General features: G+C 28.5%; 18 protein-coding genes and 1 pseudogene. 16 read left to right on the top strand and 3 right to left on the bottom strand.

Features of this window, described 5'->3' with window-relative positions; all coding sequences use genetic code 11:
• Positions 1–581: 581 nt before the first annotated feature.
• The 16 genes and pseudogenes from B3N22_RS22770 (at position 582) to B3N22_RS22695 (ending at position 22,357) form a co-directional block, all read left to right on the top strand.
• Entirely contained in the window at positions 582–1,178 is a 597-nt protein-coding gene (locus tag B3N22_RS22770; protein ID WP_286910871.1) for a DUF1819 family protein, read from the top strand.
• Positions 1,179–1,202: 24 nt separating this feature from the next.
• Positions 1,203–1,784 (top strand): DUF1788 domain-containing protein, encoded by a 582-nt coding sequence (locus B3N22_RS22765; protein WP_286910869.1) that lies wholly within the window; start codon positions 1,203–1,205, stop codon positions 1,782–1,784.
• A 17-nt stretch (positions 1,785–1,801) separates the two neighbouring features.
• Entirely contained in the window at positions 1,802–5,449 is a 3,648-nt protein-coding gene (gene brxC / locus B3N22_RS22760; protein WP_286910867.1) for a BREX system P-loop protein BrxC, read from the top strand.
• A gap of 52 nt (positions 5,450–5,501) precedes the next feature.
• On the top strand, positions 5,502–9,110 hold the full coding sequence (pglX, locus tag B3N22_RS22755; RefSeq protein WP_286910865.1) for a BREX-1 system adenine-specific DNA-methyltransferase PglX: 3,609 nt from the start codon (positions 5,502–5,504) through the stop codon (positions 9,108–9,110).
• 226 nt (positions 9,111–9,336) lie between these two features.
• Positions 9,337–9,465, top strand: a complete 129-nt coding sequence (locus B3N22_RS22750) for a hypothetical protein (RefSeq protein ID WP_286910863.1) — start codon at positions 9,337–9,339, stop codon at positions 9,463–9,465.
• Positions 9,466–9,583: 118 nt separating this feature from the next.
• Positions 9,584–10,462 carry a hypothetical protein gene (locus tag B3N22_RS22745; protein ID WP_286910861.1) on the top strand — a complete coding sequence of 293 codons (879 nt, stop codon included), beginning with the start codon at positions 9,584–9,586 and terminating at the stop codon, positions 10,460–10,462.
• Positions 10,462–12,357: a BREX-1 system phosphatase PglZ type A gene (gene pglZ, locus B3N22_RS22740; protein ID WP_286910859.1), complete on the top strand. Its 1,896-nt coding sequence runs from the start codon at positions 10,462–10,464 to the stop codon at positions 12,355–12,357. Before B3N22_RS22745 ends, pglZ begins: the two co-directional genes overlap by 1 nt.
• A gap of 10 nt (positions 12,358–12,367) precedes the next feature.
• Complete coding sequence (locus tag B3N22_RS22735) at positions 12,368–13,015, top strand: PglZ domain-containing protein (RefSeq protein ID WP_286910857.1); 648 nt, start codon at positions 12,368–12,370, stop codon at positions 13,013–13,015.
• A 23-nt stretch (positions 13,016–13,038) separates the two neighbouring features.
• Positions 13,039–13,527 (top strand): hypothetical protein, encoded by a 489-nt coding sequence (locus B3N22_RS22730; RefSeq protein WP_286910856.1) that lies wholly within the window; start codon positions 13,039–13,041, stop codon positions 13,525–13,527.
• 15 nt (positions 13,528–13,542) lie between these two features.
• Entirely contained in the window at positions 13,543–15,573 is a 2,031-nt protein-coding gene (gene brxL, locus B3N22_RS22725) for a protease Lon-related BREX system protein BrxL (protein ID WP_286910853.1), read from the top strand.
• A gap of 71 nt (positions 15,574–15,644) precedes the next feature.
• Positions 15,645–15,836 (top strand): hypothetical protein, encoded by a 192-nt coding sequence (locus B3N22_RS22720; protein WP_286910851.1) that lies wholly within the window; start codon positions 15,645–15,647, stop codon positions 15,834–15,836.
• A gap of 10 nt (positions 15,837–15,846) precedes the next feature.
• Positions 15,847–19,140: a tetratricopeptide repeat protein gene (locus B3N22_RS22715; protein ID WP_286910849.1), complete on the top strand. Its 3,294-nt coding sequence runs from the start codon at positions 15,847–15,849 to the stop codon at positions 19,138–19,140.
• A 42-nt stretch (positions 19,141–19,182) separates the two neighbouring features.
• The gene (locus tag B3N22_RS22710) at positions 19,183–20,226 is read left to right on the top strand and encodes a M42 family metallopeptidase (protein WP_286910847.1); all 1,044 of its coding nucleotides are present in this window, start codon (positions 19,183–19,185) and stop codon (positions 20,224–20,226) included.
• Positions 20,227–20,270: 44 nt separating this feature from the next.
• Positions 20,271–21,038 (top strand): hypothetical protein, encoded by a 768-nt coding sequence (locus B3N22_RS22705; protein WP_286910845.1) that lies wholly within the window; start codon positions 20,271–20,273, stop codon positions 21,036–21,038.
• Between the two features lie 84 nt (positions 21,039–21,122).
• A pseudogene (locus B3N22_RS22700) lies at positions 21,123–21,383 on the top strand (M42 family metallopeptidase); the annotation flags it as partial.
• Positions 21,384–21,598: 215 nt separating this feature from the next.
• Positions 21,599–22,357: a PBECR4 domain-containing protein gene (locus B3N22_RS22695; protein ID WP_238902301.1), complete on the top strand. Its 759-nt coding sequence runs from the start codon at positions 21,599–21,601 to the stop codon at positions 22,355–22,357.
• Positions 22,358–22,486: 129 nt separating this feature from the next.
• Here B3N22_RS22695 and B3N22_RS22690 read toward each other — a convergent pair whose 3' ends face one another.
• From B3N22_RS22690 to B3N22_RS22680, 3 genes are read right to left on the bottom strand one after another with little or no spacing between them, the layout of a single operon-like run.
• The gene (locus tag B3N22_RS22690; RefSeq protein ID WP_286910842.1) at positions 22,487–24,763 is read right to left on the bottom strand and encodes a xanthine dehydrogenase family protein molybdopterin-binding subunit; all 2,277 of its coding nucleotides are present in this window, start codon (positions 24,761–24,763) and stop codon (positions 22,487–22,489) included.
• A gap of 1 nt (position 24,764) precedes the next feature.
• The gene (locus tag B3N22_RS22685; protein WP_286910840.1) at positions 24,765–25,214 is read right to left on the bottom strand and encodes a (2Fe-2S)-binding protein; all 450 of its coding nucleotides are present in this window, start codon (positions 25,212–25,214) and stop codon (positions 24,765–24,767) included.
• Positions 25,208–26,002, bottom strand: a complete 795-nt coding sequence (locus tag B3N22_RS22680) for an FAD binding domain-containing protein (RefSeq protein ID WP_286910838.1) — start codon at positions 26,000–26,002, stop codon at positions 25,208–25,210. Before B3N22_RS22680 ends, B3N22_RS22685 begins: the two co-directional genes overlap by 7 nt.
• Positions 26,003–26,340: the final 338 nt, after the last annotated feature.

Below are 26,340 nucleotides of genomic sequence, written 5' to 3'. Positions count from 1 at the left end.
AACAAGATACTTTACTAGGATTAGTCCATTCCAATGTGTGTATTTTTACGAATATTATTTGAGCGAGGTATAAGTTTTTCAATGCTTTACCTATCATTTAAATTTGTATTTGATAAATTATCAGATAAATATACTAAGTACCTTTGTAGAAAAGTAAAACTTGCTAATATACTTTTTTTAAGTAGTAGTATCTAATTATATATATATATTCTAATTAATAACCTTATCCTAAGTTTATCAAAGCGTTATATACTTATTTTTAAGCTTACATATTTATGTGGTTTTTCATAATTATTACTCTTGAATAGGGTAAAACTTTTGGTGAGTAATTAAAGTAAGTTAATTATTCACCATATAGCAGAAGCTTTGAAGGTGGATATTTATGAATTAGTTAAAGAATATAATGAGTAGTGTTAAAGTTAAAAAATATAGATAATGATTATTATTAAGATATTTAAACAGCTAGGTATATACTAGCTGTTTAAATATGTGGAAATATATGTATTATGTAACGATATATATTTTTATGAATAGATGGTATAATAATTAATATAAAGTGGACCACGGAGGCGGTAATTTTAATGGAATATAAATCTACAATTAAGTCCAGACCATATTTGTATAAAGAAACTAAGAAGGCTTCAAGTCTCATAAATAAAGGGATAAAGATTGAGGAGATAAAAGAAAAATCCATAGAAGATAATATTTTTCAACTAGAAAGTGAAGCTAGAAAGAAGGAAGTTGCATCAATAATTACTGCTAGATTAAAAGAGCTGGATGAATATATTATAGATAAAGTTGAAAATAGTAATGTAGAAACATCTAAAGTTTTAGTTTTATATGCAATAGTTAAGACAGATATGCTATTTTTTGAGTTTATAAATGAAGTGTATAAGGAAAAAGTATTATTAAAAGATTTATATATAAGAGATAAAGATTTTGGAGTATTCTTTCAAAATAAAAGAGAGCAAAGTGAGAAAGTGGCATCTTGGACAGAGTATACTTTTAAGAAGCTAAAACAAGTATACATAAGAATATTATTTGAAAGTGGACTTATCTCAAACCAAAAAGGTGATAAGGAAATAAAAGTACCTATTATAGATAATGATGTCAAAGAATATCTATATAAAATTGGAGACAGAGTATATATAAATGCAATTTTAGGGATTGTAGAGTAAATTGAATGGTAGGTGATAGCAGAGATGAAAAATATATATCAAAGGATTGATGAGATATTACCTAAAATAGTTGAACCTAATTTTAGAAAAAACAAGGGATTAGGTAACGAAATAGGTTTTTATATATTTGATTATAATCCAGAGGATGAGTTGTTAGTAAGAGATAGAGTTAATTTTATAAAAGAAAAGGCTAAGAATGCACATGGGTTAAATATAAAAGAGTTTGATTTATATGAAATTATATTAGAGTTATTAGAGTCTAAGGGATATCTACATAAAAACTTTCAAATGGAAGAAAAAAGAGGGAGTGAGCAAGTATTTAATGCTACAAAAAAGGCATTAAGACTTACTTTAGATAATGACTTAGTAGTTCAATATATTAAAGATAGATTAGCTGGTAGTGATATTGTATTTTTAACAGGTGTAGGAAAAGCGTGGCCTATAGTTAGATCACATACAATTTTAAATAATCTTCATAGGATTGTTGAAGAACAACCACTAGTAATGTTCTTTCCTGGCAATTATGATGGTGGATCACTTATGTTATTTAACCATCTAAAAGATGATAATTACTATAGAGCATTTAAATTGATTGATAAGTATTAAAAAGAGGGTGGAGTACAATGGATATTAAATTAAAATCAATGTTTTATAAGCCAATTGATAGAGATATCAAAGGGGTTATTAAGGTTGGTCAAGCAGATGATGAAAATATAAAGCAAGAATTAGAAGAGTATGTTGTAACTGGTGAGCTAAATAAGCATATAGATAGATTCTTTGAAGCCTATAAGGCTGGGATAATAGGACATACTGATAAAAATGCAGTATGGATATCAGGATTCTTTGGTAGTGGTAAATCTCACTTTTTAAAGATACTTTCATATTTATTAGAAAATAGAAGTATTGAAGGACAAAATGCTATTAATTACTTTGATGATAAAGGATTAGATAGTTTTATACTAGCAAATATGAAACAAGCAGGGGATATATCTAGTGATGTTATCCTATTTAATATAGATTCTAAATCAGATTCAGATAATAAGAGTAATAAGGACGCAATAGTTAATGTATTTAATAAAGTATTTAATGAAATGCAAGGTTTTTGTGGGTCTATGCCATGGCTGGCTGATTTAGAAAGACAAATGGTTAAGGATGGAGTTTATGAAAACTTTAAAACAGTATTTGAAGAGATTTCGGGAAGTTCATGGATAGAGGCAAGGGAAGATTTCTACTATGAAGAGGATTCAATAATTGAGGCCTTATCAAAAACAACAAAAATGAGTGAGGATGCAGCAAGAAGTTGGTATGAAAAATGCCAAGATAATTATTCACTAAGTATAGAAAAGTTTGCAAAGAGAGTTAAGGAATACTGTGATTCTAAAGGAAAGAATCATCATGTTGTATTCTTAGCAGATGAAATTGGACAATACATTGGTGATAGCAGAGATTTAATGCTTAATTTACAAACAGTTGTAGAAGATTTAGGTACTGCTTGTGGTGGTAAGTGTTTTGTTATAGTAACATCACAAGAAGGTTTAGATGAATTTGCGGTAGTTAAAGGAAGTGATTTCTCTAAAATACAAGGTAGATTTGATACAAGATTATCTTTATCATCTGCTAATGTTGATGAAGTAATTAAAAAACGTATACTTAGGAAAACAGAAGGTGCAACAAGTCACTTAAAAGCCTTATATGAGCAAAAGGAATCTATCATAAAGAACCTTTTAACTTTTACATCAGATACTGCTGAAATGAAGTTGTACAAAAATTCAGAGGACTTTGCCACTGTATATCCATTTATACCTTACCAATTCAATTTACTGCAATCAGCATTTAATGGTGTAAGAGAACATGGTGCATCAGGAAAGAGTTTATCAAAAGGTGAAAGATCACTTTTAGGTGCTTATCAACAAGTTGCTATAGATTTTATGAATTGTGATTCAAATATATTAGTACCATTTTCTGCATTCTATAAGACTATAGAGACTTTCTTAGATTCATCTATTAGATCAGTTATTATTAATGCAGAAAGAAATGATAGACTCGATAAATTTGACATAGAAGTATTAAAGTTACTGTTCTTAGTAAAGTATGTTAAAGAGATTACAGCCAATATCAATAATTTAGCAACTTTATTAGTAGATAATATTGATGCATCACAGAAAGAATTAAAGGATAAAGTTAATGAATCATTAAAGAAGTTAATTAGAGAAACTTTAGTTCAAAAGAATGGTGAAGAATATATTTTCCTTACTAATGATGAGCAAGATGTAAATAAAGAAATTAAAAACATGGCTGTTGATAATGGTGAAGCTATTCAAAAGGTTGGAGAAATAATCTTTGATGATATATATGGAGAGTCCAAGTTCAACTATTCAAAGAAGTATATGTTTACCTTTAATAAGATAGTTGATGACAGAACTAGAGGGCCTCAAAATAATGAAATCGGAGTTAAGGTAGTAACTGCTAACTTTGATTTAGTTGGAGGAACATCACAAGGAGAGTTAAAACAAGTATCTATTAGAGAAAATAACGTAATTGTTAATATTGCTAAGGATGTTAATTATCTAGATGAAATAGAAAATGTTTTAAAAATAGATGCTTATCTAAGATTAAAAGGTGGTACAAAATCTACTACTACAATTGAAGATATAAAGAGCAAAAAAGGTAGAGAAAGAGAAGAAAGATTAAAGAGAGCAAAATTCTTGATAGAAGAATCTTTAAGAACTGCAGAAATTTATGTAAATGGAAGTTTACTTGATATAAAAGAAAAATCAGGTGTTGATAGAATTAATGAAGGATTAAGAGCCTTAATAGATTCAAAGTATAATAAGTTAAACTATGTAAAAGAATTTAAGGATAATACTAAGGACTTATTCGATATTATGTATGCAAGACTAAATCAAATGTCTTTAGTAGACACTGATCCAAATAGACTTGCGGTAGATGAAATTAAAACACATATAGAAACTAGTACATCAAGAAATCTTCAAGTTACCGTTAAGAGTGCTCTACAGAAGTTTTCAAATGCCCCATTTGGTTGGAAAGAAATTGATATACAAGCTATTATAGTTGTTTTATTTAAGACGCAAGATATAAAGGTTGTATTAAACAATGAAGTGTTAGCACCAAATAATAGGGAAGTTGTAAACTATGTAACTAAGAGAGACTATGTTGATAGAGTTATCTTAAAAACTAGGGAAAAGGTATCGACTAAGTATATAGATGCTTTAAAGGATTTGAATAAAGATTTATTTGGATTCTCTTCAATACCTGCTGATGAAGATGGAATGATGAGTATGTTTAAAGAACATAGTATGACAGAACTTCATAAAGTTGAGTTAATGCTAAATAACTTTAGTGTAATAAGTAAATATCCAGGTGAAGAGACTCTTAAAGAAGGTAAAAAGTTATTTACTGAAGTTATTGAAGTGAAGGATACTTTAGAGTTCTTCAAAACTGTTTATGATTTAGAAGATGAGTTCTTAGATTATGTAGATAAAATAGATAATATTAAAGGATTCTTCTTTAAAAAGGAGAATGGTGTTGTAGATACAAATTCTAAAGGCGAACAAAGACAAATCTTTGATAATGCAATAGAAAAGTTAAAAAACTATAATGACAACAAAGAATATATAGTAAATGATGAGATAAAGGAAATTATTGAGGAAATAAGGGCTATTTTAAGAATGTCAGAACCGTATAGTAAAATACCTACAATTCCTTTACTTATAGAAAAGTATAACAATAAGATTTTATCATTATTAGAAGAAGAAAGTGTTCCAGTATTAGGGTTTATTCAAACTTGTAAAAATGAAGTTATGGAGACCTTGGAATGTTATGAGTTTAAAAATAAATTTATTAATAGAGTTACTGAAGACTTTGGAAATTTAACAAAGAGAACTGAAACAGCAAGTAGTTTTGCAGTGCTTTCATCGATGTCTGATCTTGCAGAGAAGTTAAAGGTTAGATTTATAAGCGAAATAGTTGCAGAAGATGAAACCTTAAAGAGAATAAAAGCAAAAGAGATTGAAGCAGCAAATAGAGTTAATGAAACACCACTAACAAAAGGAACTGATACAACATATGTAGCAGAGCCAGTAAAACCAGAGCCTAAAGTTGTAATAAAAACTAAAACTATAAGTATGAGAGAATTAGTTAAAGGGCAAAAGGTTATTAAGAATACTACTGATATAAATGAAGTTGTTGAAGCATTAAGAAAAAAATTAGAAGAAGAGTTAGAACAAGATACAATTATAAGTTTAATTTAAGTGAATAAGGGAAGTTTATACTTCCCTTATTTAATGTGAAAGGATTGTAAGTATGGATAAGAATAAAATAAAATCCTTTGCTATTTGGGCAAGAAGAAACCTAATTGCAGCAGTTAGTGAAAAGGCAAATAGAATAGGAATATCAGAAAATAAAATAGAAGAGGCAACAGCAGTACAAGGTGGATTTATATTAGAAGGTAAAGATGAGATATTTCAACTTTCAAAAAGCGATAGAGATGCATTAGTAAATCAAGTAAGTGAAAAAGGCTTTGAGCAAGTAATGGAGGAAGTAGCATATACTTGGTTCAATAGATTTATGGGACTTAGATATATGGAAGTTAATGATTATCTTCCTACAGGTGTTAGAATACTTTCATCATCAATTGAAGGAAAAGTAGAACCAGATGTATTAACAAAGGTATCAGAGATTATTGACGAATTAGGGTTAAATGCTATTGAAGTATATGATTTATTAGATACAGGAGATACCTTAGATAGAGAAAAGGCATATAGAATTATTTTAGTTAAGCAATGTAATGAATTAGGTAAAATAATACCTCAAATGTTTGAGAAGATAAGTGACTATAGTGAACTTTTACTACCAGATAATCTATTAGAAGAGGGTTCTGTTATAAGAAAAATGGTTGAAGATATAGAAGAATCTGATTGGCTAGAAGAAGTAGAGATAATAGGATGGATGTATCAATATTACATTTCAGAAAAGAAAGATGAAGTATTTGCAGCCTTAAAGAAGAATGTAAAAATAACAAAAGAAAATATTCCAGCAGCAACACAACTATTTACACCAAAATGGATAGTTAAATACATGGTAGAAAACTCACTAGGAAGACTATGGCTTGAAGGTCATCCAAATGAAGAACTACAAAAGGAATGGAAATACTACTTAGAAGAAGCACAGCAAGAGCCAGAAGTAGAAGAAGAGTTAAAGATAATAAGAGAAGAACATGCAAGGTTAAGTCCTGAAGATATAAAAGTTTTAGATCCATGTATGGGGTCAGGACATATATTAGTTTATGCTTTTGATGTTATTTATGCAATTTATAAAACAGCTGGATATTCAGAAAGAGAAATTCCAAGACTTATACTACAAAATAATCTTTATGGATTAGATATAGATGATAGAGCAGCGCAATTAGCATCCTTTGCATTAATAATGAAGGCTAGATATTATAATAGAAGGTTATTTAGAGAAATAGAAAGAGAAGAGATAGACTTAAATCTTTGTTCAATACAAGAAAGTAACGGAATAACTGAAGAGGTTATAGAGTACTATGCTAATGGAAATGGACAGTTAAAAGAGGATATAGAATATTTAGTTAAAGTGTTTAATGACGCCAAGGAGTATGGTTCTATATTACAAGTTGAGGCAGTAAATTTTAAGGCTATTAAAGAAAGATTATCTGAAATAAGCGAAGATCAAAACTTGATGTTTGGAGATTATAGAGTATTACTTTTAGATAAGTTACCTACAATAGTAAAACAATGTGAGGTTATGAGTAGGAAGTATGAGGTTTGTGTTACTAATCCACCGTATATGGGGAATAGAGGAATGAATAGTAAACTATCTAAGATGGTTTTAAATAATTTTAATAAATCTAAAATAGATATGTTTGCAATATTTATTGAGGTGTGCAACAGATTATCAGGCACTTTTAGTGCGATGATTACACAACAATCATGGATGTTTTTGACTAGTTATGAACAATTACGAGAAAGTATTTTAAGGGATGTAAATATTGAAAGTTTAATTCACTTAGGGCCTAAAGCGTTTGACGAAATAAAAGGTGAGAAGGTAAAAGTAGCATCTTTTGTATATCGAAAAAATAGAATTAATAGTTATAAACCAACATTTATTAGATTAACTAGTTTTAATAACCCTAGTGAGAAAGAAAATCAATTTTTCAATGCTGATAATAAATATATTAGTATAAAGCAAGATGATTTTGAAAAAATATCTGGAAAACCAATCGCATATTGGGCTAATGAATATATGCTTAATATTTTTATTAATGGAATTAAATTTGAAAGAGAGATTGATTTGACTGGCAGTCAACATATTACTGCAAATAATGAAAAATACCTTAGAATGATTTGGGAAGTTAATCAACAAGATCTATTCAACAAATGGATAACTTATGCTAAAGGTGGAAACTATCGAAAGTGGTATGGTAATATTGATATGGTAGTTGATTGGTCTCAAAACGCGATCGATTTTTATAAAAAGAATAAGACTTCAAATATGATAAAGGAAGAGTATATATTTAGAAGTGGGATAACGTGGACTGCAACTACAACTTCGAATTTTTCAGCGAGATTTTTACCTAATACTGGAGTGTTTGATAAAAAGGGACCCTCTTTATTTGTAAAGGATTCTGATATGTTCAATATTTATATTGCGTATCTTAATAGTACGGTGGTGAATTATATTTTAGCACTATTTAGTGATGGTATGGACTACCAAAATATTGATATAAAGAGATTGCCGATTGTTGATTTTAAGACGCTAGATATAGGGAAATTAAATTGTGTAACAAGAGAAAATATTTCTATAAGCAAGAAAGAATGGGATTCATTTGAAACATCATTAGATTTTAAAGTTCATCCATTATTAAAATTACTTGATAAAAATGAGAAATATAAATTAGAATCTATATTTCTTATTTGGGAAACTGAGTGTGAAGAGTCTTTTGAGCAATTAAAGAATAATGAAGAAGAGCTAAATAGAATATTCATTGATATATACGGATTACAAGACGAATTAACTCCAGAGGTTGGAGATAAAGATATTACTATTAGAAAAGCAGATAGAGAAAGGGATATTAAAAGTTTTATCTCTTATGCTGTAGGTTGTATCTTTGGTAGATACTCTATAGACGGTGAAGGTCTTATTTATGCTGGTGGAGAGTTTAAGGATAAATGGAATGTATATGATAAGAAGGTTAGGAAGATTGAAAAAGATGAGGATGGAAATGTTATTTCAGATTTATGGGTAGAGGCAACTTTTGTTCCGGATTTAGATAATGTTATTCCTATTACAGAGGATGAGTATTTTGAGGATGATATAGTTTCTAGGTTTATTGATTTTGTTAGAATTGTTTATGGCACTGATACTCTAGAAGAAAACTTAGATTTTATAGCAGATTCTATCGGTAGAAAATCTTCAGAAACTGCTAGACAGGCAATTAGAAGATATTTTATTAAAGATTTCTATAAAGATCATTTAAAGGTTTATCAAAAAAGGCCTATATACTGGATGTTTGAGTCAGGTAAAAATGATGGATTTAAATGTTTAGTTTATATGCATAGATATAATGATCAAACTGTTGCTAAAGTAAGAACAGAATACCTTCATACACTACAAAGAAAATATGAATCAGAAATCAATAGGCTTCAATTAGTTGTAGATTCAGAAGAGTATACTGCAAAAGATAGGACTGCAGCTAAGAAGAAAATTGATAGAATTTCTAAGCAGTTAGAAGAGTGCAAAGAGTATGATCAAGTTGTAGCATATTTAGCAAATGAAAAGATATCCATTGATTTAGATGATGGAGTAAAAGTAAATTATGATAAATTCCAAGATGTAAAGGTAATAAATTCAAAAGGTAAAGAAGTTAAGATGAATTTATTATCAAAAATTTAAATGGATAATGGGAGAGAAAATATGGGATTAGATATTAAGCAAAAAGTGCTATTTCTATTTATTCTGAATATCAGAAGGACCTACCCAATATAGATGGTAACGTAAAAGCTAATATTTTAGGGATTGATAAGTTTTTAATGTAGCTATTGAGAAGATTGAAAATGAGTGATTAATAAATGGTAGTAATTTAGTTAAAGGTGGTTCAAGTACAGTTTGGAATACATTAATGGTTAATTTAACTCATACAAAAATGACTTCTGATGGAATTAGTTATATTGAAGAAAAATTAGGTATAGACAAGACATTAACTGGTGCTGAAAAGTTTAAGCATGTTTCTATAAAGGCTGCTGAATGAAATGGGATCAGTTTAAGGATATTGCAGCTAAGACATTAAGTGAAATTATTAAAAGTCAGTTTTAAAATAGAATATTACCTCTATAAAATTTATAGGTAATACTTAAAGGTGGGGAAATATGTTTAAAATATCAGAAGAGACAATTGAAGTTATGAGGAGATTCTCAGAATCAATGAGTGACATTTCTAAAAATATAGGTAAAGGACTAAGTATTTTTGTTGAAAGATTGCAAAAAATTGATTTTCAGAGAATATCAGAAAATTTAAGTTTATTTGTTCAAGCATTTGAAAAACTTCCTGAAAGGGAAAGACAGGTAGTTGATGAATTAACTAAGTGTGCATGGTATATGAATAGTAATACCAGTTTACATATGACTGGTCAAATTCTAAATTTAAATAAAGATGATCCAAAATATATTGAAAATATAGACAATATAATGCTTGGCGATTTGAAAGAAGATGAAGAAAAAAATTATGATTGGATTTTGAATTCTTTTGAGAATAGAAAATCAATACTAGAAGATGCATTAGAAGACCATAAAATAGGTAGATATAATTGTTGTATACCAGTTTTTCTAAATCAGATAGACGGAATAACAAGAGACTTGTTTGGAATAAATAAGAGAAATAATTTTTTTAAAAAAGTCGAAGAGTGGAAAAGTGACAGTAAAGGTAAAAAAACTAGAACCGGGTTAATATATCCATATACAAAAGAGATAGCAAGTGAGTTAAGCAAGAATATTGAAAATGATGAGGGGTTTCTATATTCCTTCGTAATATATCCATTAGAAAAGTTATCTTGTTTATGTTATGACTCTGATGATATTGATAAGCATATAGATAGTGGCGTGATATACTGTAATTTTAGCAGACATGGAATTATACATGGTAGAGATATATCATATGGAACAGAAGTAAATAGTTATAAATGTATCTCAATACTTCTATATTTATGTACGTTAAAAGAAATGTTAATAGATAAAAATGAGGTGAGTTAGTGAATTTACAGGAAATAAGAAACTTTCTAAAAGAGTTATTTTCCAAACCTTTAGGTGATGGAAAGACTCGTCATATTGTATTTTGGTATGATGAAAGTGAAGACTTTATCGAAGATATAGATACCTTTGATTTAGAAGGTATTAAGGTAATTAAATTAACAGAAAACAATGCCTTTTGGGCAAAGTATCATATAGAAAAAGAGGATGCAATAAGCAATTTATTAGTTTACTCTAACATGAAAAAGCCAATTCCACATGAGGATTGGCTATATGATATTTTTTGCTATAGTGAAGAGTTCTCTACTGATAGAGCAACAGTAATAATGAGAGAGTTAAAGGTACAGGATTCTTCATTAAAAGAAGAATTTAATCTTTATAATATTTTCTTTAAAAACAAAGAAAGAATTAATAACTTTAAAAATCTTAATATCCAAGGTTATACAAAAGAGAAGGTCCATTTAGGAGTACTTTCTGTTTTAACTAAGATAAAGATGATGGATATGGAAGAGATTATAAAGGCTATCCTTAAAGACTACTTAGATGGAAGTAATAAAATATATGAAGATATAAAGAAGTTTGGTAGCGTTGATGCATTATGGAGTTTACTTCAAAAATATTATGGATACAACTTTGAAGAGAAAAGTTTAGAAAGATTCATGGCTATGTTACTAGTTACTAACATGAATGAAACTATTAAGTTTGAACTACCAAAAGTTTTTGCACCATTTATATCAAAGAAAGATACTAACTGTATTGTATTTATAAACCACTTTATGAATAATGAAAAAGATAGTGAAGCCTATGGAAAGATGCAAGAGTTAGTTGCAAAGAAGTTAAAGATTGCACAGTTATTAGAAAAGCATGATTCTGAAACTTTTATAAACTGTGATGAATTTGAAGTTATGGATAGATTAATTTTATCAAGAATAACTAATCTATTAAAAGATGGAGTTGAGGAATACGATAAGTACTTAAGTCTTTTATCATCACGTAGAACATTACATTATTACAAGAAGTATGTAAGTGAATATAAGGCTATAAAGTGGGCTATAAATCTTTTAAATAAAAAGAAGGAGTTAGGTGGAACTATTAAAACAGAAAACTCTTATAACATGGTGAAATCATATATTAAGGATTATTTCTATATAGATAAAGCCTATAGAAAGTTCTACTACCACTATGATAATTCAGAAATAAAAGATGAATTAAATGAGTTAAAGGATACTATAGAAAATGTATATAATAATTGGTTTTTACAAGAACTATCAATTAAGTGGAATAATGCTCTATTTAATCAAAATACTTGGAGAATAGATGGGTTAAAGTATCAGGATAGATTCTATAGAGAAAATATTAAATTTAAAAGTAAGGAAAGAGTATTTGTAATAATATCTGATGGACTAAGATATGAGAGTGCAGAAGAGTTAAACACCTTACTTACAAACGAAAGAAAAGGTAAAGCAGAATTAGATTATATGCAAGGGGTATTACCTTCTTATACTAAATTAGGAATGGCATCATTATTACCAAATAATAAAGTAGAAATTAATGATAAATATGATGTACTAGTTAACGGGGTCAATAGTAATGGTACTGATAATAGAAATACCATATTAAAGATGGAAAATGAAAAGTCTTTAGCAATTACTTATGATACTGTTATGGATATGAAGGATGCTGAAATTAGAAAAGCATTTACTGGATTAGAAATAATTTATATTTATCATAACACAATAGATGCTAGAGGGGACAATGCTAGTACAGAAAGAGAAGTTTTCAAAGCAACATCAGATACTTTCAAAGAAATACTCATATTAGTAAATAAACTAGTTAACAGAGTAAGTGCTGCAAATATTATAATTACAGCAGATCATGGATATNNGATATCTTTATAAAAGAAGTGCTATGGAAGAAAGCAACAAGTTATCAGGTATAAAACTTGAAGATGGTGAAGATAATAGAAGATTTTTACTAACTTCTGCTAAAGAACATGTTGAAGGAACTATTACATTTAGTATGGATTATTTATTAGGAGATGATTCTAATAAATATGTAATTACACCAAAAGGAACTTCAAGATTTAAAGTACAAGGAGCAGGTGCTAACTATGTTCATGGTGGAGCAATGCCACAGGAGGTAATAGTACCAGTAATAACATTTAAAAATGATAGAAGTACCTCATCAAAAAATGAAATTAGAAAAGTTAAGATATCATTAACAAGTATTACTAGAAAGATAACTAATATAATAACTTACTTAGAGTTCTTCCAAGATGAAAAGATTCAAGACAAGGTAATATCACAAAGAATTAAATGTTACTATGAGGATGAAGAAGGAAATAGAATTTCTAATGAAAATATAATTATTGGAGATTCAAGATCAGAAAATCCAGTTGAGAGAACTTATAGAGAGAAGTTCGTATTAAAGAGTATGCCATATGATAAAACAAAGCAATACTTCTTAGTAATACAAGATGATGAAGATGCAAATGGATTCTATGAAAGAATACCATTTAATATTGATATAGCAATAGTTGATGATTTTGGGTTTTAAAAGTTAAAGGGGATGTGAGTTATATGGAACATTTATTAATTACTTATAGTGCAGAATGTGCACAAAAGGGTCATATTGACCCTAATTTTACACAGCTTATTTATGGAAATAGCAATAAAAATGGTGATATTATAAAAAAAAGGATAAAGACAGGTGCAATAATTTTCTTCAATGCAAGAATTGGAGATAATAGATATATAACTGCATATTTTTATGTTGAAAAGGTATTAATTAAGGGAGTTCATGATAGTGAAATTGATGGATTAACCTGTGATGCCAAGACAGATGAGATAATTGTTATTGGGAATAGAAATAACTCTAAAGTTTTAACTGCACCATTATTATTTGATAAGAAATTACTTAAGCAACTAACTTCATATGAAGCAACAGAAGAGTATTTTAATAGTAAGAGCTCTGAATTAGAAGCAATTAAGGATAAAACACTTAATCCTAAAATAATTACTGAAGTAGAAAAGGAATTGTTGATTAAGTTATGTAAGAATAGAGGATAATGTGGTGGTGATAGAATGGATGAGTTAAGTATGAAACTTAACCAGCATTTTGCTGGTAAAGTTGTTAGAAAAGATTTAACACAAAAGTTAAAGCAAGGTGCAAACGTACCTATATATGTACTTGAGTATCTTTTGGGGATGTATTGTGCTACTGAAGATGAGGACAGTATTAATGCTGGTGTGGAAAGAGTAAAAAATATCTTATCTGATAACTTTGTTAGACCAGATGAAGCAGAAAAGATTAAATCTAAAATAAGAGAAATGAGTAGATATACTGTCATAGATAAATTAACAGTTAAACTTAATGAAAAGAAGGATGTTTATGAGGCAGAGTTTTCAAATTTAGGTTTAAAGAATGTTCAAATAGATGCTAAATACGTAAAAAATTTTGAAAAACTATTAGGTGGAGGTATCTGGTGTATTGTTAAAATACAATATTTCTATGAAGAGGGAGTAATAAATCAAAATCCATTTATCATAGAAAATGTTACACCTATACAAATGCCTAATATGGATATGGAAGAACTGATTGAAGGTAGAAAACAATTTAGCAAAGATGAATGGATAGATATTCTTATGAGAAGCATAGGTATGGAGCCGACACAGTTGGAGAATAAGGTTAAGTGGCATATGTTACTTAGAATGGTTCCATTATGTGAAAATAACTATAATATGTGCGAGCTAGGACCAAGAGGAACAGGAAAATCACATTTGTATAAAGAGATATCACCAAATTCTATTTTAGTATCAGGTGGGCAAACTACTGTTGCTAACTTATTTTATAATATGTCACAGAGAAAAATAGGATTAGTAGGAATGTGGGATACTGTAGCTTTTGATGAAGTTGCAGGGATAACCTTTAAAGATAAAGATGGTATTCAAATAATGAAAGACTATATGGCATCAGGATCTTTTGCAAGAGGTAAGGAAGAAAAGGCTGCATCTGCATCAATGGTCTTTGTAGGTAATATAAATCAAAGTGTAGATGTGCTTTTAAAAACATCACATCTTTTTGAACCATTCCCAGAGGCTATGGCTTATGATAGTGCTTTCTTTGATAGAATGCATTACTATTTACCAGGTTGGGAAGTACCTAAAATGAGACCAGAGTTTATAACAAATAGTTTTGGATTTATAACAGATTATCTTGCAGAGTATTTAAGAGATATGAGAAAAACAACTTATGGGGATGTAATTGATAAGTTCTTTAAACTCGGAAATAACTTAAATCAAAGAGATGTTATAGCAGTAAGAAAAACAGTATCAGGTTTAGTAAAACTGTTATATCCACATGGAGAATATTCAAAGGAAGATATTGAAGAAATCTTAAGATATGCTTTAGTTGGACGTAGAAGAGTTAAAGAACAATTAAAGAAAATAGGTGGAATGGAATTTTATGATGTACATTTCTCTTATATAGATAATGAAACTATGGAAGAAGAATTTATTTCAGTTCCAGAGCAAGGTTCAGGTTCACTAATACCAGAGGGAGCTTCAAAAGCAGGTCATATTTATACTATTGGATTAGGTGATTCAGGTATGATAGGTGTGTATAAATTAGAAGTTGAAGTTGTTGGTGGAACTGGTAAGTTTGAAAAGACCGGGCTAGGATATGATAGAGAGGCTAAGGAAAGCATTGAAACAGCATTTCGATTCTTTAAGGCTAACAGTAGAAGTATTAGTGCTTCAATATCTACTACTGCAAAAGATTATCTAATGCATATACAAGATGTTAATGGGGTAGGAATGACTTCAAGCTTGTCATTAGCAGCAATAATAGCAATGTGTTCAGGAGCATTAAATAAGCCAGTACAAAGTCAATTAGCAGTATTAGGTTCTGTAAGTATAGGTGGAACAATAAATAAAGTTGAAGGCTTGGCTAATACATTACAGGTGTGTTTTGATGCAGGAGCAAAAAAGATATTATTACCAATGGCAAATGCACCAGATATACCATTAGTACCTCCAGAATTATTTGCTAAATTTCAAATAATGTTCTATAGTGGCGCAGAAGATGCTGTATTTAAAGCATTAGGAGTTCAATAGAATAAAAGAGCATAGAATTTATCTTACATTAATAAAAAGTATAATAGAGAGTGTAAAGTGAGGTTATAAATATGAATCAAAATATTATTGAGATATTAAAAATAGTTGTACCAGTAGTAGGAACTATTTTAGCAGGAATGTTTGCGTATAATATCAAAAATAAAAACAGTATAAAGAATAAAAAGTCTAACAATATAAATAATAGTACAAACACTAATGTGCAAGGAAATAATTATGGGATAAATAACAAAATAGAAAAATAAGAGAGGTATTATGGGTATAAAAGAATTTTTTGAAAATATGACAGATAGATTAAAAGTATCTGCTCAAGTTAAAAATAAAGAATCCAATAATGTAGTTGACTCTCCATATTCAAATATTCAAGGAAATAATTTTGGAATTGAAACTGTTCATGGGGATAAAATAACTCAATTTAATACTTTTAATGTAGTAGCAAATAATGAAATTGTAGGACAAGAAATTGGAAGTGTAGATTTAGAAGTTGATATAAAGAGAATAAAAGAAATGCCGAATTATTCATATAGTTTAAAAGCAATTGAAGAATATAATAAATTATTAATAGTACATTATCCTAAGCATATAAGTAATGATGATTATATAAAAATATTAATAAATATATGTTATATATATATTAATAGAAATGAACTAGATAGTGTTAATGAATTTATAGTTAAATTAGATGAAGTATGTAGTGATTTAAACAAAGATGTTATAAAGGTTAAAAGTTTAATTTTATTTAATAGTCAAAAATATGAGTTAGCATTAGATATGATGAATAAATTAGAATGGACTATAGAAGAGGAATTTGAGTATGTATTATATAATTCATTAAAATGCCTTAATAATTTAACTACATATAAAGAATTTAAAGATATAGTGTTAGTGAAAGAGTTGATTGAAAAGAATACATATCATCTTGTAGCAATTGTGGCTAGAAGTTTAAATGAGTATGAAGATATGCATATATATTCAAATAAGGCTTTTGATAACAATAAAGATATGCATTCTAAATTTCAGTATGCTCATAGTTTATATGATTATGCAATTAAGAATTCTATAGATGAAAATAAAGTTTTACACGATAAAATCAATTATAAATATTTAGTGGATACAAAGTTATTATGTGAAGAAGTACTATCATTATCACATCAAGAAAGAGATATGAAATTATATAAAGATTGTATGATATTATATGTAAATACATTATCATTGCTTGGAAAAATAAATGAAGCAATGGAAAGTTTGAAAAGCATAAAATTTGTAGAAGATAACGATGAACTTTTAAATTTTGAAGAAAGATTAAAAGTTTTAAGTGGTCAACAGGATGATGGAAATAATATTTTAAGTGAATCAGATATATTTTTAAAAGATATACTTAAATTATGGGAAGAACAAAAATATAGTGAGACTATCTTGAAGATTGAATCAGTGTGTTGGAGTAAATACAGGAGCTATATTAATATACATTGTATTTTATTAGAATGTTATATAGAAAATAAAGACTATTCGAATTTTATTAATCATTTACGTAGACTAGATATAATTGAGGTTGAATCTAATCTATTGATAAAAGTTCAAGTTAAATATTATATATCAAAAGGAGATTATGAAAAGGCTGAAAATTATTTGTGGCAAAGTATAGAAAAATATAAGGATCCAGATTCATATTGCTGGTTATTAAGCTTATATGATGAGCAAGGGGAAGTAGAAAAATTTCAAAAGTTAATTGAAAGAATATTAAGTGAAGATAAATTTGTATTAGAACTAGAATATATAAGGATATACAGTTATTATTTTAGATTTTTATTTAAAAATAACTTATATTACAAAGCGTTAGAGGTATTAAATAATTTTTGTAATAAAGATAGATTTGGTAATGAGCAATACATTAAAGCGAGTATAAATATATTTTCTAGTTTAGGAAGATATTTTGATTCAGCATTAGAATTAGAGAAATTATATACTATTAATAATAATTATGAAACATTATTTAATGCCGCAAATGAATATTTTAGGTGTAATGAACTTGACAAGAGCTTGGATATATTAAATATATTGGAAAAAAGCGAAGTTAAATTTTTAGAAAGAGTATATATTATGAAAAGTAATATTTACATATTGAAGAATAATTTAAATGGTGCTTATGAGTACGCAGAAAAAGCAAAAGAGTTAGTTATTGATATACCGCGTTCAGAGGTTCATAATTTTTTTGTTGGTAGAAGTTTAAGATGTAATAAGATAGATAATGGAGTAGTTCATATAAATGAATTCAGAGAATCATATCCAAAGGTAGATGATTGGTTTAAGTGTGTTAAGAGTATAGAGATTGATGAAGATGGAAATGAGGAACTTTCAGAAGAAATTAAATCATTTTTAAAAGAACATTCACGAGGATTTAATGCCTTATTAGAGATGTTGAGAGAAGGACAAGTAGGGCTGTCTCTTATATCTAAATATAAAGGTTATACTATAAATGAGCTGATTAGATGGAAAGATATTTATAATATAAAAGTTAATATTAATAGTGGAAATATTGATGAAATGTCAAATGAAATTAATAGTATATCAGAAACTATTGTTTTAGATGCATTTACATTATATATACTATCTGATATTAATTCTCTTGAGTTACTTAGGGAGTTTAATGATATAAGGATATGTAATTCTACAATAGAATATTTAAATTATGTACTTTTGAAACAAGAGGATGATAAGGTAAGGGAGATACTTACGTTTATTAAAAATGAAATTAATATTAGAGTAATACCATTTAATAATCATTGTATAAATGATTTTGAGACTGAATTTAGGAGAGGTATAGATGATTTTATATTAGACTCTATATTATATGCTAGGGATAATAGATTTAGTTATTGTTATGGAGAAGTTTTTATAAAGCAGATATGTAATGGTATAGGTACAAATAGTATAAGCTTAGTTTCATTAATTAGGAAGTTAGGTGAAATTAAAGGATTTAAAGCGATAAGCAAGTTGATAAATGGCAATTTTACATTTATCAACTTTACATATAAGGATATGTATTATTTAGCAAGAGAAAGTAACTTCACTAAAAATAATAATTTAGACAACTTTTTTAAGATTAGTAAGGGGGGGGATATTCCTACATTCATAGGACAATATATAATGTTCATTTTGTCCCTATACTATTTAAACAGAGACTCATTTGATTTGTATTTTGAAATATATATAAAGGCTATGGAATCATTATATAGAAAATCAAATTATTATTTGTTTATAAATACTGATATTGCTAATGAAATTTATGGAAGTTGGAAATCAGTAGATAAAGATTTATACTTAATTGGTAATGACCAATATATGAAGGGCAAAATTATGAAGCTATCAGCAGAAATGGCTATAAATACTATATTTAGTCATTTTGAAAATGAAGAAGAATTTAAGTATTATTATGAATTAAGTATTAATATTGCAGATAACAAGTTAATTTATAGTGCTCTTACTAACAAAGATTTAAGAGGATTAATAAATAAAGATAAAATTAAAGAAATAATAAAAGATTTATAATGAAATAATAAAAAGATAAATGATTGTTTGGAGGAGAAAATGATGATTAATAATTTAAAGTTAGACAAGGAATTAATATTGAAAATAGCAAAAGAAATATTGGAATTTGATAGCCCTACAGGATTTTGTTTTGAAATAATTAATAAAATAGAGGAATTAATAAATAGTTATGGATATAAGTTTGAAAGAACTAATAAAGGATGTGGAATAATTACTATAGAAGGAGATAGTAATGATAAAACAGTTGGACTTTGCGCTCATGTAGATACGTTAGGTGCAATGGTAAGATCAATTACACCTCAAGGAACTTTAAAGTTTACTATATTAGGAGGGCCAATAGTAGCAACATTAGATAGTGAATACTGTAAGATAAGAACAAGAAATGGAAAAATTTATACAGGAACTTTTTTGAGTACAAGTCCTGCAGCACATGTTTTTGAAGATAGTAAATCAAAGCCTAGAGATGAAAAAAACATGGAAATTAGAATTGATGAAGTAGTAAAAAATAAACAGGATGTTTTAGATTTAGGAATTGATAACGGAGACTTTATATTTATTGACCCTAAAACAACAATTACGGAAAGTGGATTTATAAAATCAAGATTTATTGATGATAAAGGAAGTGTAGCAGCTTTAATCGCAATGTTAGAACTGATGAATAGAGAAAAAATAAAACCGAAGTTTACAACAAAAATATTAATTTCAGTATATGAAGAAGTTGGACATGGCTCAGCATATATACCAAGTGATATTACAGAATTAATAGCAGTTGATATGGGATGCATAGGTGATGATTTATCTTGCACAGAATATCAAGTAAGCATATGTCCAAAGGATTCAAGCGGGCCTTATGATTTTGGTATAACTACAGAATTAATAAACTTGGCAAAAGATAATAACATAGATTACGCTGTTGATATATATCCTATGTATGGTTCAGATGTAAGCGCTGCATTAAGAGCAGGAAATGATGTAAGAGGAGCGCTTATAGGACCAGGTGTACATGCGTCGCATGGTATGGAGAGAACTCATTATAAAGCATTAGAAAATACAGTTAAGTTATTATTAGCTTATTTAGTTGAATAAAAACTAGAGTAATCTTTGTTGGCTACATATAAGGAGTGAAAAAGATGGCTAGACCTAGAAAGTTAAAAGATCAAGATTTAGTGGAGATTTTGGAAAAATACATGAGTGAAACTCCGTATATCACTACTCTTAAATACACTGATTTAGCTAGATTTGCTAATGAAAATGGATATGAAAATGTGACACATCAAGATTTTTGTAGAAATAAACTGGTAAAAAATTTTGTTAGTGAGTTTAAGAAGCAAAATAAATTAACTACATATTCTAATTTGAAGTTAGATAAAATTAATAAATTAACTTTTAATGTAGAAGACATTGTTGAGAAATATGATAGAGATAAAAAGCAGTTAATAAATATTTTTAAAGTGTTTCAATCAAATTATTATAGAGCTTTTGATAAAATGGAAGAGTTATCAAAGGAATTAAGTAGCGCTAAGGAAAAGCTTAAGGAACAAGAAAAAAGTATAAAACTACTTAAAGAGCAAAAATTAAAACTTAGGAAAGAAATGGATGATATAGAAGATAAATATAGAACTTATAAAAAAGAAGATAAAAATAGATATATTCATGCTACAATAAAAGATTTAATAGCTGAAAGTAATATAACTATAAAATCTGAAGAAGATATTATTGATTTGCTAAAGAATTTTGGTATTAAAGGTGAAGATTTAGTGGATGAAGATTCAACGTTGAAAAAGTTATCGTCAACAAAAGTAGATTATGGAAAAATAAATAAGTCTTCCAAAGAAGAAAAAAATATATCATTTAAAGATATAAAAACGAAATTAGATATTCCTGATTTTTTGAAATAAGTTAAAAATGTTGGTTTGAAAAGTAATATGCATTTATACAACTTTTTTAAAAATGTAAAAATGAAATGGTTACACACAGCAGATTGTGCAAAAGATTCAGGTGGCCCTTATGATTATAATATGGTAACTGACTTAGTGAATTTGGCTAAAGGTAATCAGTTAAAATATGTAGTTGATATTTATCCTATGTATGGATCAGATGTTGGAGCAGCGCTTCATGGAGGAAACAATATAAGAGGGGCTTTAATTGGGCCTGGAGTTCATGCATCTCATGGAATGGAGAGAACTCATAGCGAAGCTTTAGAAAATACTATTAAACTTTTATATCTATATTTAACTAAATAAGTTGCATTTTTAATATATTGTAGTATAATATTAGTAAGAAGTAATATTCAATGTATATTAATTGAAATATAAATGAATAATATAAATGCAGGCTCACTAGCTGAGGAAATCGTAATGGCCGATTCGGGCACTCCCCTGTTAAAAAAATAATCGTGAACGGTAGCCATTAATAAAAACTCCTTAACGGGAGTTTTTATTGCGTCTAAGGAGAAAAGATGGATATAACTGATATACAAAAATGTGCTGATTTTTATAAAACAGAATATATGGAGAAGTTTTATATAATAACAACTTTTTGTGGGAATGGTTTTGTATTAGTAGCTGAAAAAAGAAATTTTCCTCATTTGATGGGAATTAAAAATCAGGTATACAAATCAAATGGTTACAAGAATCCAAGTAAACTATATGATGATATAATAAGTGGAGTGAGGGTGTCAAATAGGATAATAAGTAATACTATTTCAACTACATCAAAAATGTATAAGAAAGCTTTAAATTTTAATAAATCTACAGATATATTTTGGCATAATACAGGACCACTAGCTGTTAATTATAATGAAACTTTAAGTACGACTAAATTAAATAATGTTTCTCTTTTATTAGTAGATATAAGCTCAGGCTACATGACTGGGTGGATTGAAAATACAGATATATTATTAAATTCCGAAAGCAAACTAAAAAAGTACTGCTTTTGTACATGGATTGATGAGACTGGAGGCTCTCAATCTCAAAAAGAAAAGTACATGCCTTCTCAGAGTATAGAAATCATTAAAAATGTATTGGCATTTGACAAAAATTCAAAATTAGTTAATCAGAAAACTTACTCATACAGTAGTGATCAAAAAAGAGAGATTTTATTATCGATTGAACGTAATGGAAGCAATTTAATGTTAGATAATAAAAATGAAAGATATTATAAGGAGATTGCAGTAAGAGATTCTATTCACTGTAAGATTAATGGAATTACATACTAATATAAAAATTGTAATTAAAATTAAGATTAACATATTCATTTTAATTAATTTCTAATAATTAAATTTTGAAAATTAATTAAAAAAGTAGCAGACTGATTAAACAGTCTGCTACTTTTTTAATTGGAAGATTTATTTATTCATTCCCATAAAAACTTTTTCTGGTGTTATAGGAAGGTGCCTTACATTTACTCCAACAGCGTTATAAACTGCTGCTGCAATGGATGGCGCAGGTGTGTTTATAACTATTTCACCTATGGATTTTGCACCAAAAGGGCCAGTTGGCTCATAGCTTTCTTCAAAATCAACTATTATATTACCGATATCTTTTCTTGTTGGAATTTTGTATTGCATAAAGCTGTTGCTTTGAAGTCTTCCATTAGGATCATATTTAACATCTTCATATAAGGCTAGGCCTATTCCTTGAACTATCCCACCTTCAGCTTGGATTTTTGCAAGTTTTGGATTTATTATAGTTCCACAGTCAACTACTCCAACATAGTTTAATAAATCAACTTTTCCTGTTTCTTTATCTACTTCTACTTCTGCAAAACCAGCCATAAATGGTGGTGGAGTAACGTCACTTCCATGATTTCCAAATCCTATTAGATGTTTGCCCTTAGGACCAACAGTTAATTTCTCTGCTAAATCCTTAAGTGATATTAGCTTATCATGAGTTTTAGATTTAACTACATCTTCTGCTAATTGTAATTCATCTTTAGGAATATCTAATGCTTTTGAAGCTTCTTCTAGAATTTTAGTTTTTAAATCTTCAGAGGCTTTAACCACTGCCATACCTGTAACATAGGTTCCGCTTGATGCATAAGAACCTGGATCATAAGGAGTTATATCTGTATCTGCTGCAATAACTGTTATGTTTTCCATGGAGGTATCTAGTACTTCAGCTGCCATTTGTGTAAGGATTGTATCGCAGCCCATTCCTACATCTGTAGCACTTATTAAAAGAGTAAAGTCGCCTTCCTCATTTAATTTAACTTCAACAGAAGAAGTGTCTATATGAGCGATTCCTGAACCTTGCATAGTTATAGCCATGCCAACTGATCTTATCTTGGTAGGAGAAACTTCTCTAGATGGATATTTTTCATCCCAATTAATAAGAGCTTTACCCTTTTTAATACAATCTTCTAAGGATATACTTTGAATTGGTTTTCCGTAGGCCTTTGTAGTTTCTCCATATTTTACTAGGTTTTTTAATCTTAGTTCTATAGGATCTATATTTAATTTTGCTGAGAGCTCATTCATAGCAGATTCAACTGCAAAGGTTCCTTGAGTAGCACCGTAACCTCTAAAGGCAGCTCCTATAACTTTATTAGTATAGACTGCTTGGCCAAAGAATCTTGATGCTTTTACCTTGTTATATAAAGGAAGAGTTTTTTCAGCCACTAAACCTAAGGTTGTAAAACCATGTTCTCCATAAGCTCCTTGGTCAGATAAAGCATTTATATCTATGGCATTTATGGTTCCATCTTTTTCGGCACCTATAGTAACTTTGATTCTCATAGCATGTCTAGTATTAGTTGCCTCAAAATTTTCTTTTCTTTCATATATTATTTTAGATGGTTTTCCTGTTTTTAAGGTAACTAGGGCTGTATATATTTCAACTACAGAGGTTTGTTTACCACCAAAACCTCCACCTACCCTAGGTTTAATTATTCTAATTTTACTAGGGGATATCTCTAATGCTCTAGCCAATTGTCTTTTTATGTGGAAAGGAACCTGAGTTGAAGATGTTACTACTAATCTTCCCATATGGTCAAGATAACTAAAACTTCTGAAGGTTTCCATCATTGCATGAGCTTGTGCCTGAGGATAATATGTGCTTTCAACTACTACAGGGGAATTATTTATAGCCTCATCTACATTTTCTCCAAAGGAATCGTTTCTGGTACATACTATATTTCTATCCTTCTCCATTCCTGTTGGAAAGTTTAGATGAATATCTTCTTCTGGGTGAATTATTGAATGATGGTCTATAGCTTTTTCAAAATCTAAAACAGGCTCCAATACTTCATATTCAACCTTAATCATATTCATGGCCTTTATAGCAGTTTTCCCATCTACAGCAGCTATGATAGCTACTTCATCTCCAACATAACGAACTAGTTCATCTAGGATTAAGTTATCATAAGGGGATGGTTCAGGGAATGATTGACCTGCTAAAGTAAAGCGGGTTTTAGGTACATCTTTATGGGTGAATATACATTCCACTCCTTCAAGTTTTTCAGCTCTTGAAACGTCTATGGATTTTATCCTAGCAAAAGCATGAGGGCTTCTTAATATTTTAATAACTAAGGCATTTTGTAGTGCTAAATCCTCAGTATATACTGGTTTTCCTGTAACTAAAGCTAAACTATCTATTTTATTAAAGCTTTTTCCTACTGACTTCATATTACATTACCTCCAAGTATTTTTTTACTGCTCTAAGTTGCCCCATGTAGCCTGTACATCTACATAGGTTTCCAGTCAGATAATGAATTATTTCTTCTTCAGTAGGATTTTTTAGCTCATTTTTCATAGCGATTACTGTCATTATAAAACCAGGACTACAGAATCCACATTGTTCTGCACCTTCATTTGAAAGAATTTGTCCAAACTTTTTAGCTTCCTCTTGAGCTCCTTCTATAGTGACGATTTTTTTATCACAAGCTTTTAATGTAAGTAAGGTGCAAGATAATAAAGGAGAGCCATCGATCCAAACTGTACATAAACCACAGCAGCTTGTATCACAACCTTTTTTAGCTCCAAGATATCCATTTGCTCTAAGTGTATCTATAAGCATATCATCTGGTTCAACTTGTAATTTATGATTTTTACCATTTATATTTAAGTTTACTAACATTTTATTACCTCCATAATAGCTCTTTTTACTAGTACTTTGCTTATAGCTTGTCTGTATTCATAAGTAGCTCTCATATTGGTTCCAAATATAAGTTCAGAGCTCATTATATCTAGAGCTTTATTTAAAGAAGCCTCGCTAAAGCCTTCCTTTGATAAAAACTTTGACGCATCTATAGAGATTTTTGCAGTGGCAGGTCTAGCCCCTACAACTATTTTGAAATCATCATTAAGTTTAGATACAGTTACATTTAATATAGGATAATCACTTTTTGAATTTCTTAAAGATTTATAACTAGCTTTTCTATCATTTTTCTTTATATAAATTTTAGTTAATATGTCTTTTTCATAGGGTTTTATTAAAAAATCTTGAAGGCTTAGTCTTCCACCTTTATATAGCTCTACTTCTGTATCAAGGGCTAATAAGGCAGTTATAAAATCAGAAAAACCGTATTTTGAATAAACTGAAGCCCCTACAGTTACTATATTTCTAAATTGAACCCCAATAATATCTTTAACTGCTTCTTTTAATACTCCATTAAAGTAGCTGTTTAATGCTTCACTTGTTTCTATATCTCTAAATGTAGTTGAAGAACCTATTTCTATATAATCATCAGTTTCATTTATGTAATTAAGGTTAAGCTTTGAAAGGTCTATTCCTGTACCTATCCTTTTTGACCCCATTTTTAAAAAGGCACATCCTCCTAGAATGGTATTAGTCTTTCTAGCCACTAATTTATTGTAGGCATCTTCTAAGGTTTCAGGTTGAAAGAATTCTAACAAAGTAAACATATATTATACTCCTCCTAAAAAACTTTATATTAACACGAATGTTTTCAAACTATTTTATTATATCATATTCAATAAAGACGTACATATATTAATTTTTAATTGGGTATGTTCAGATTTATTATCCTGTTGTATAATAAAAAAGGTCTTGTTATCACTTTGATAAAAATATATTGAGGTTTTAGAAGGAAAAGAGTTGGGATTATAATTATCAATAAATACAATCTTTTATATCAAAATGATNNATCATTTTGATATAAAAGATTAATAAAAAATTTATTAGAAAAATAAATAATTAGAGAAATGGAATACTTTTAGTGGTAAAAATGCATAAATATAAG

Origin of the sequence: Clostridium sp. UBA1652 (assembly GCF_002320975.1) — a bacterium.
Taxonomy (GTDB): domain Bacteria; phylum Bacillota; class Clostridia; order Clostridiales; family Clostridiaceae; genus Clostridium_T; species Clostridium_T intestinale.
This window is presented reverse-complemented; position numbering and strand designations above follow the sequence as displayed.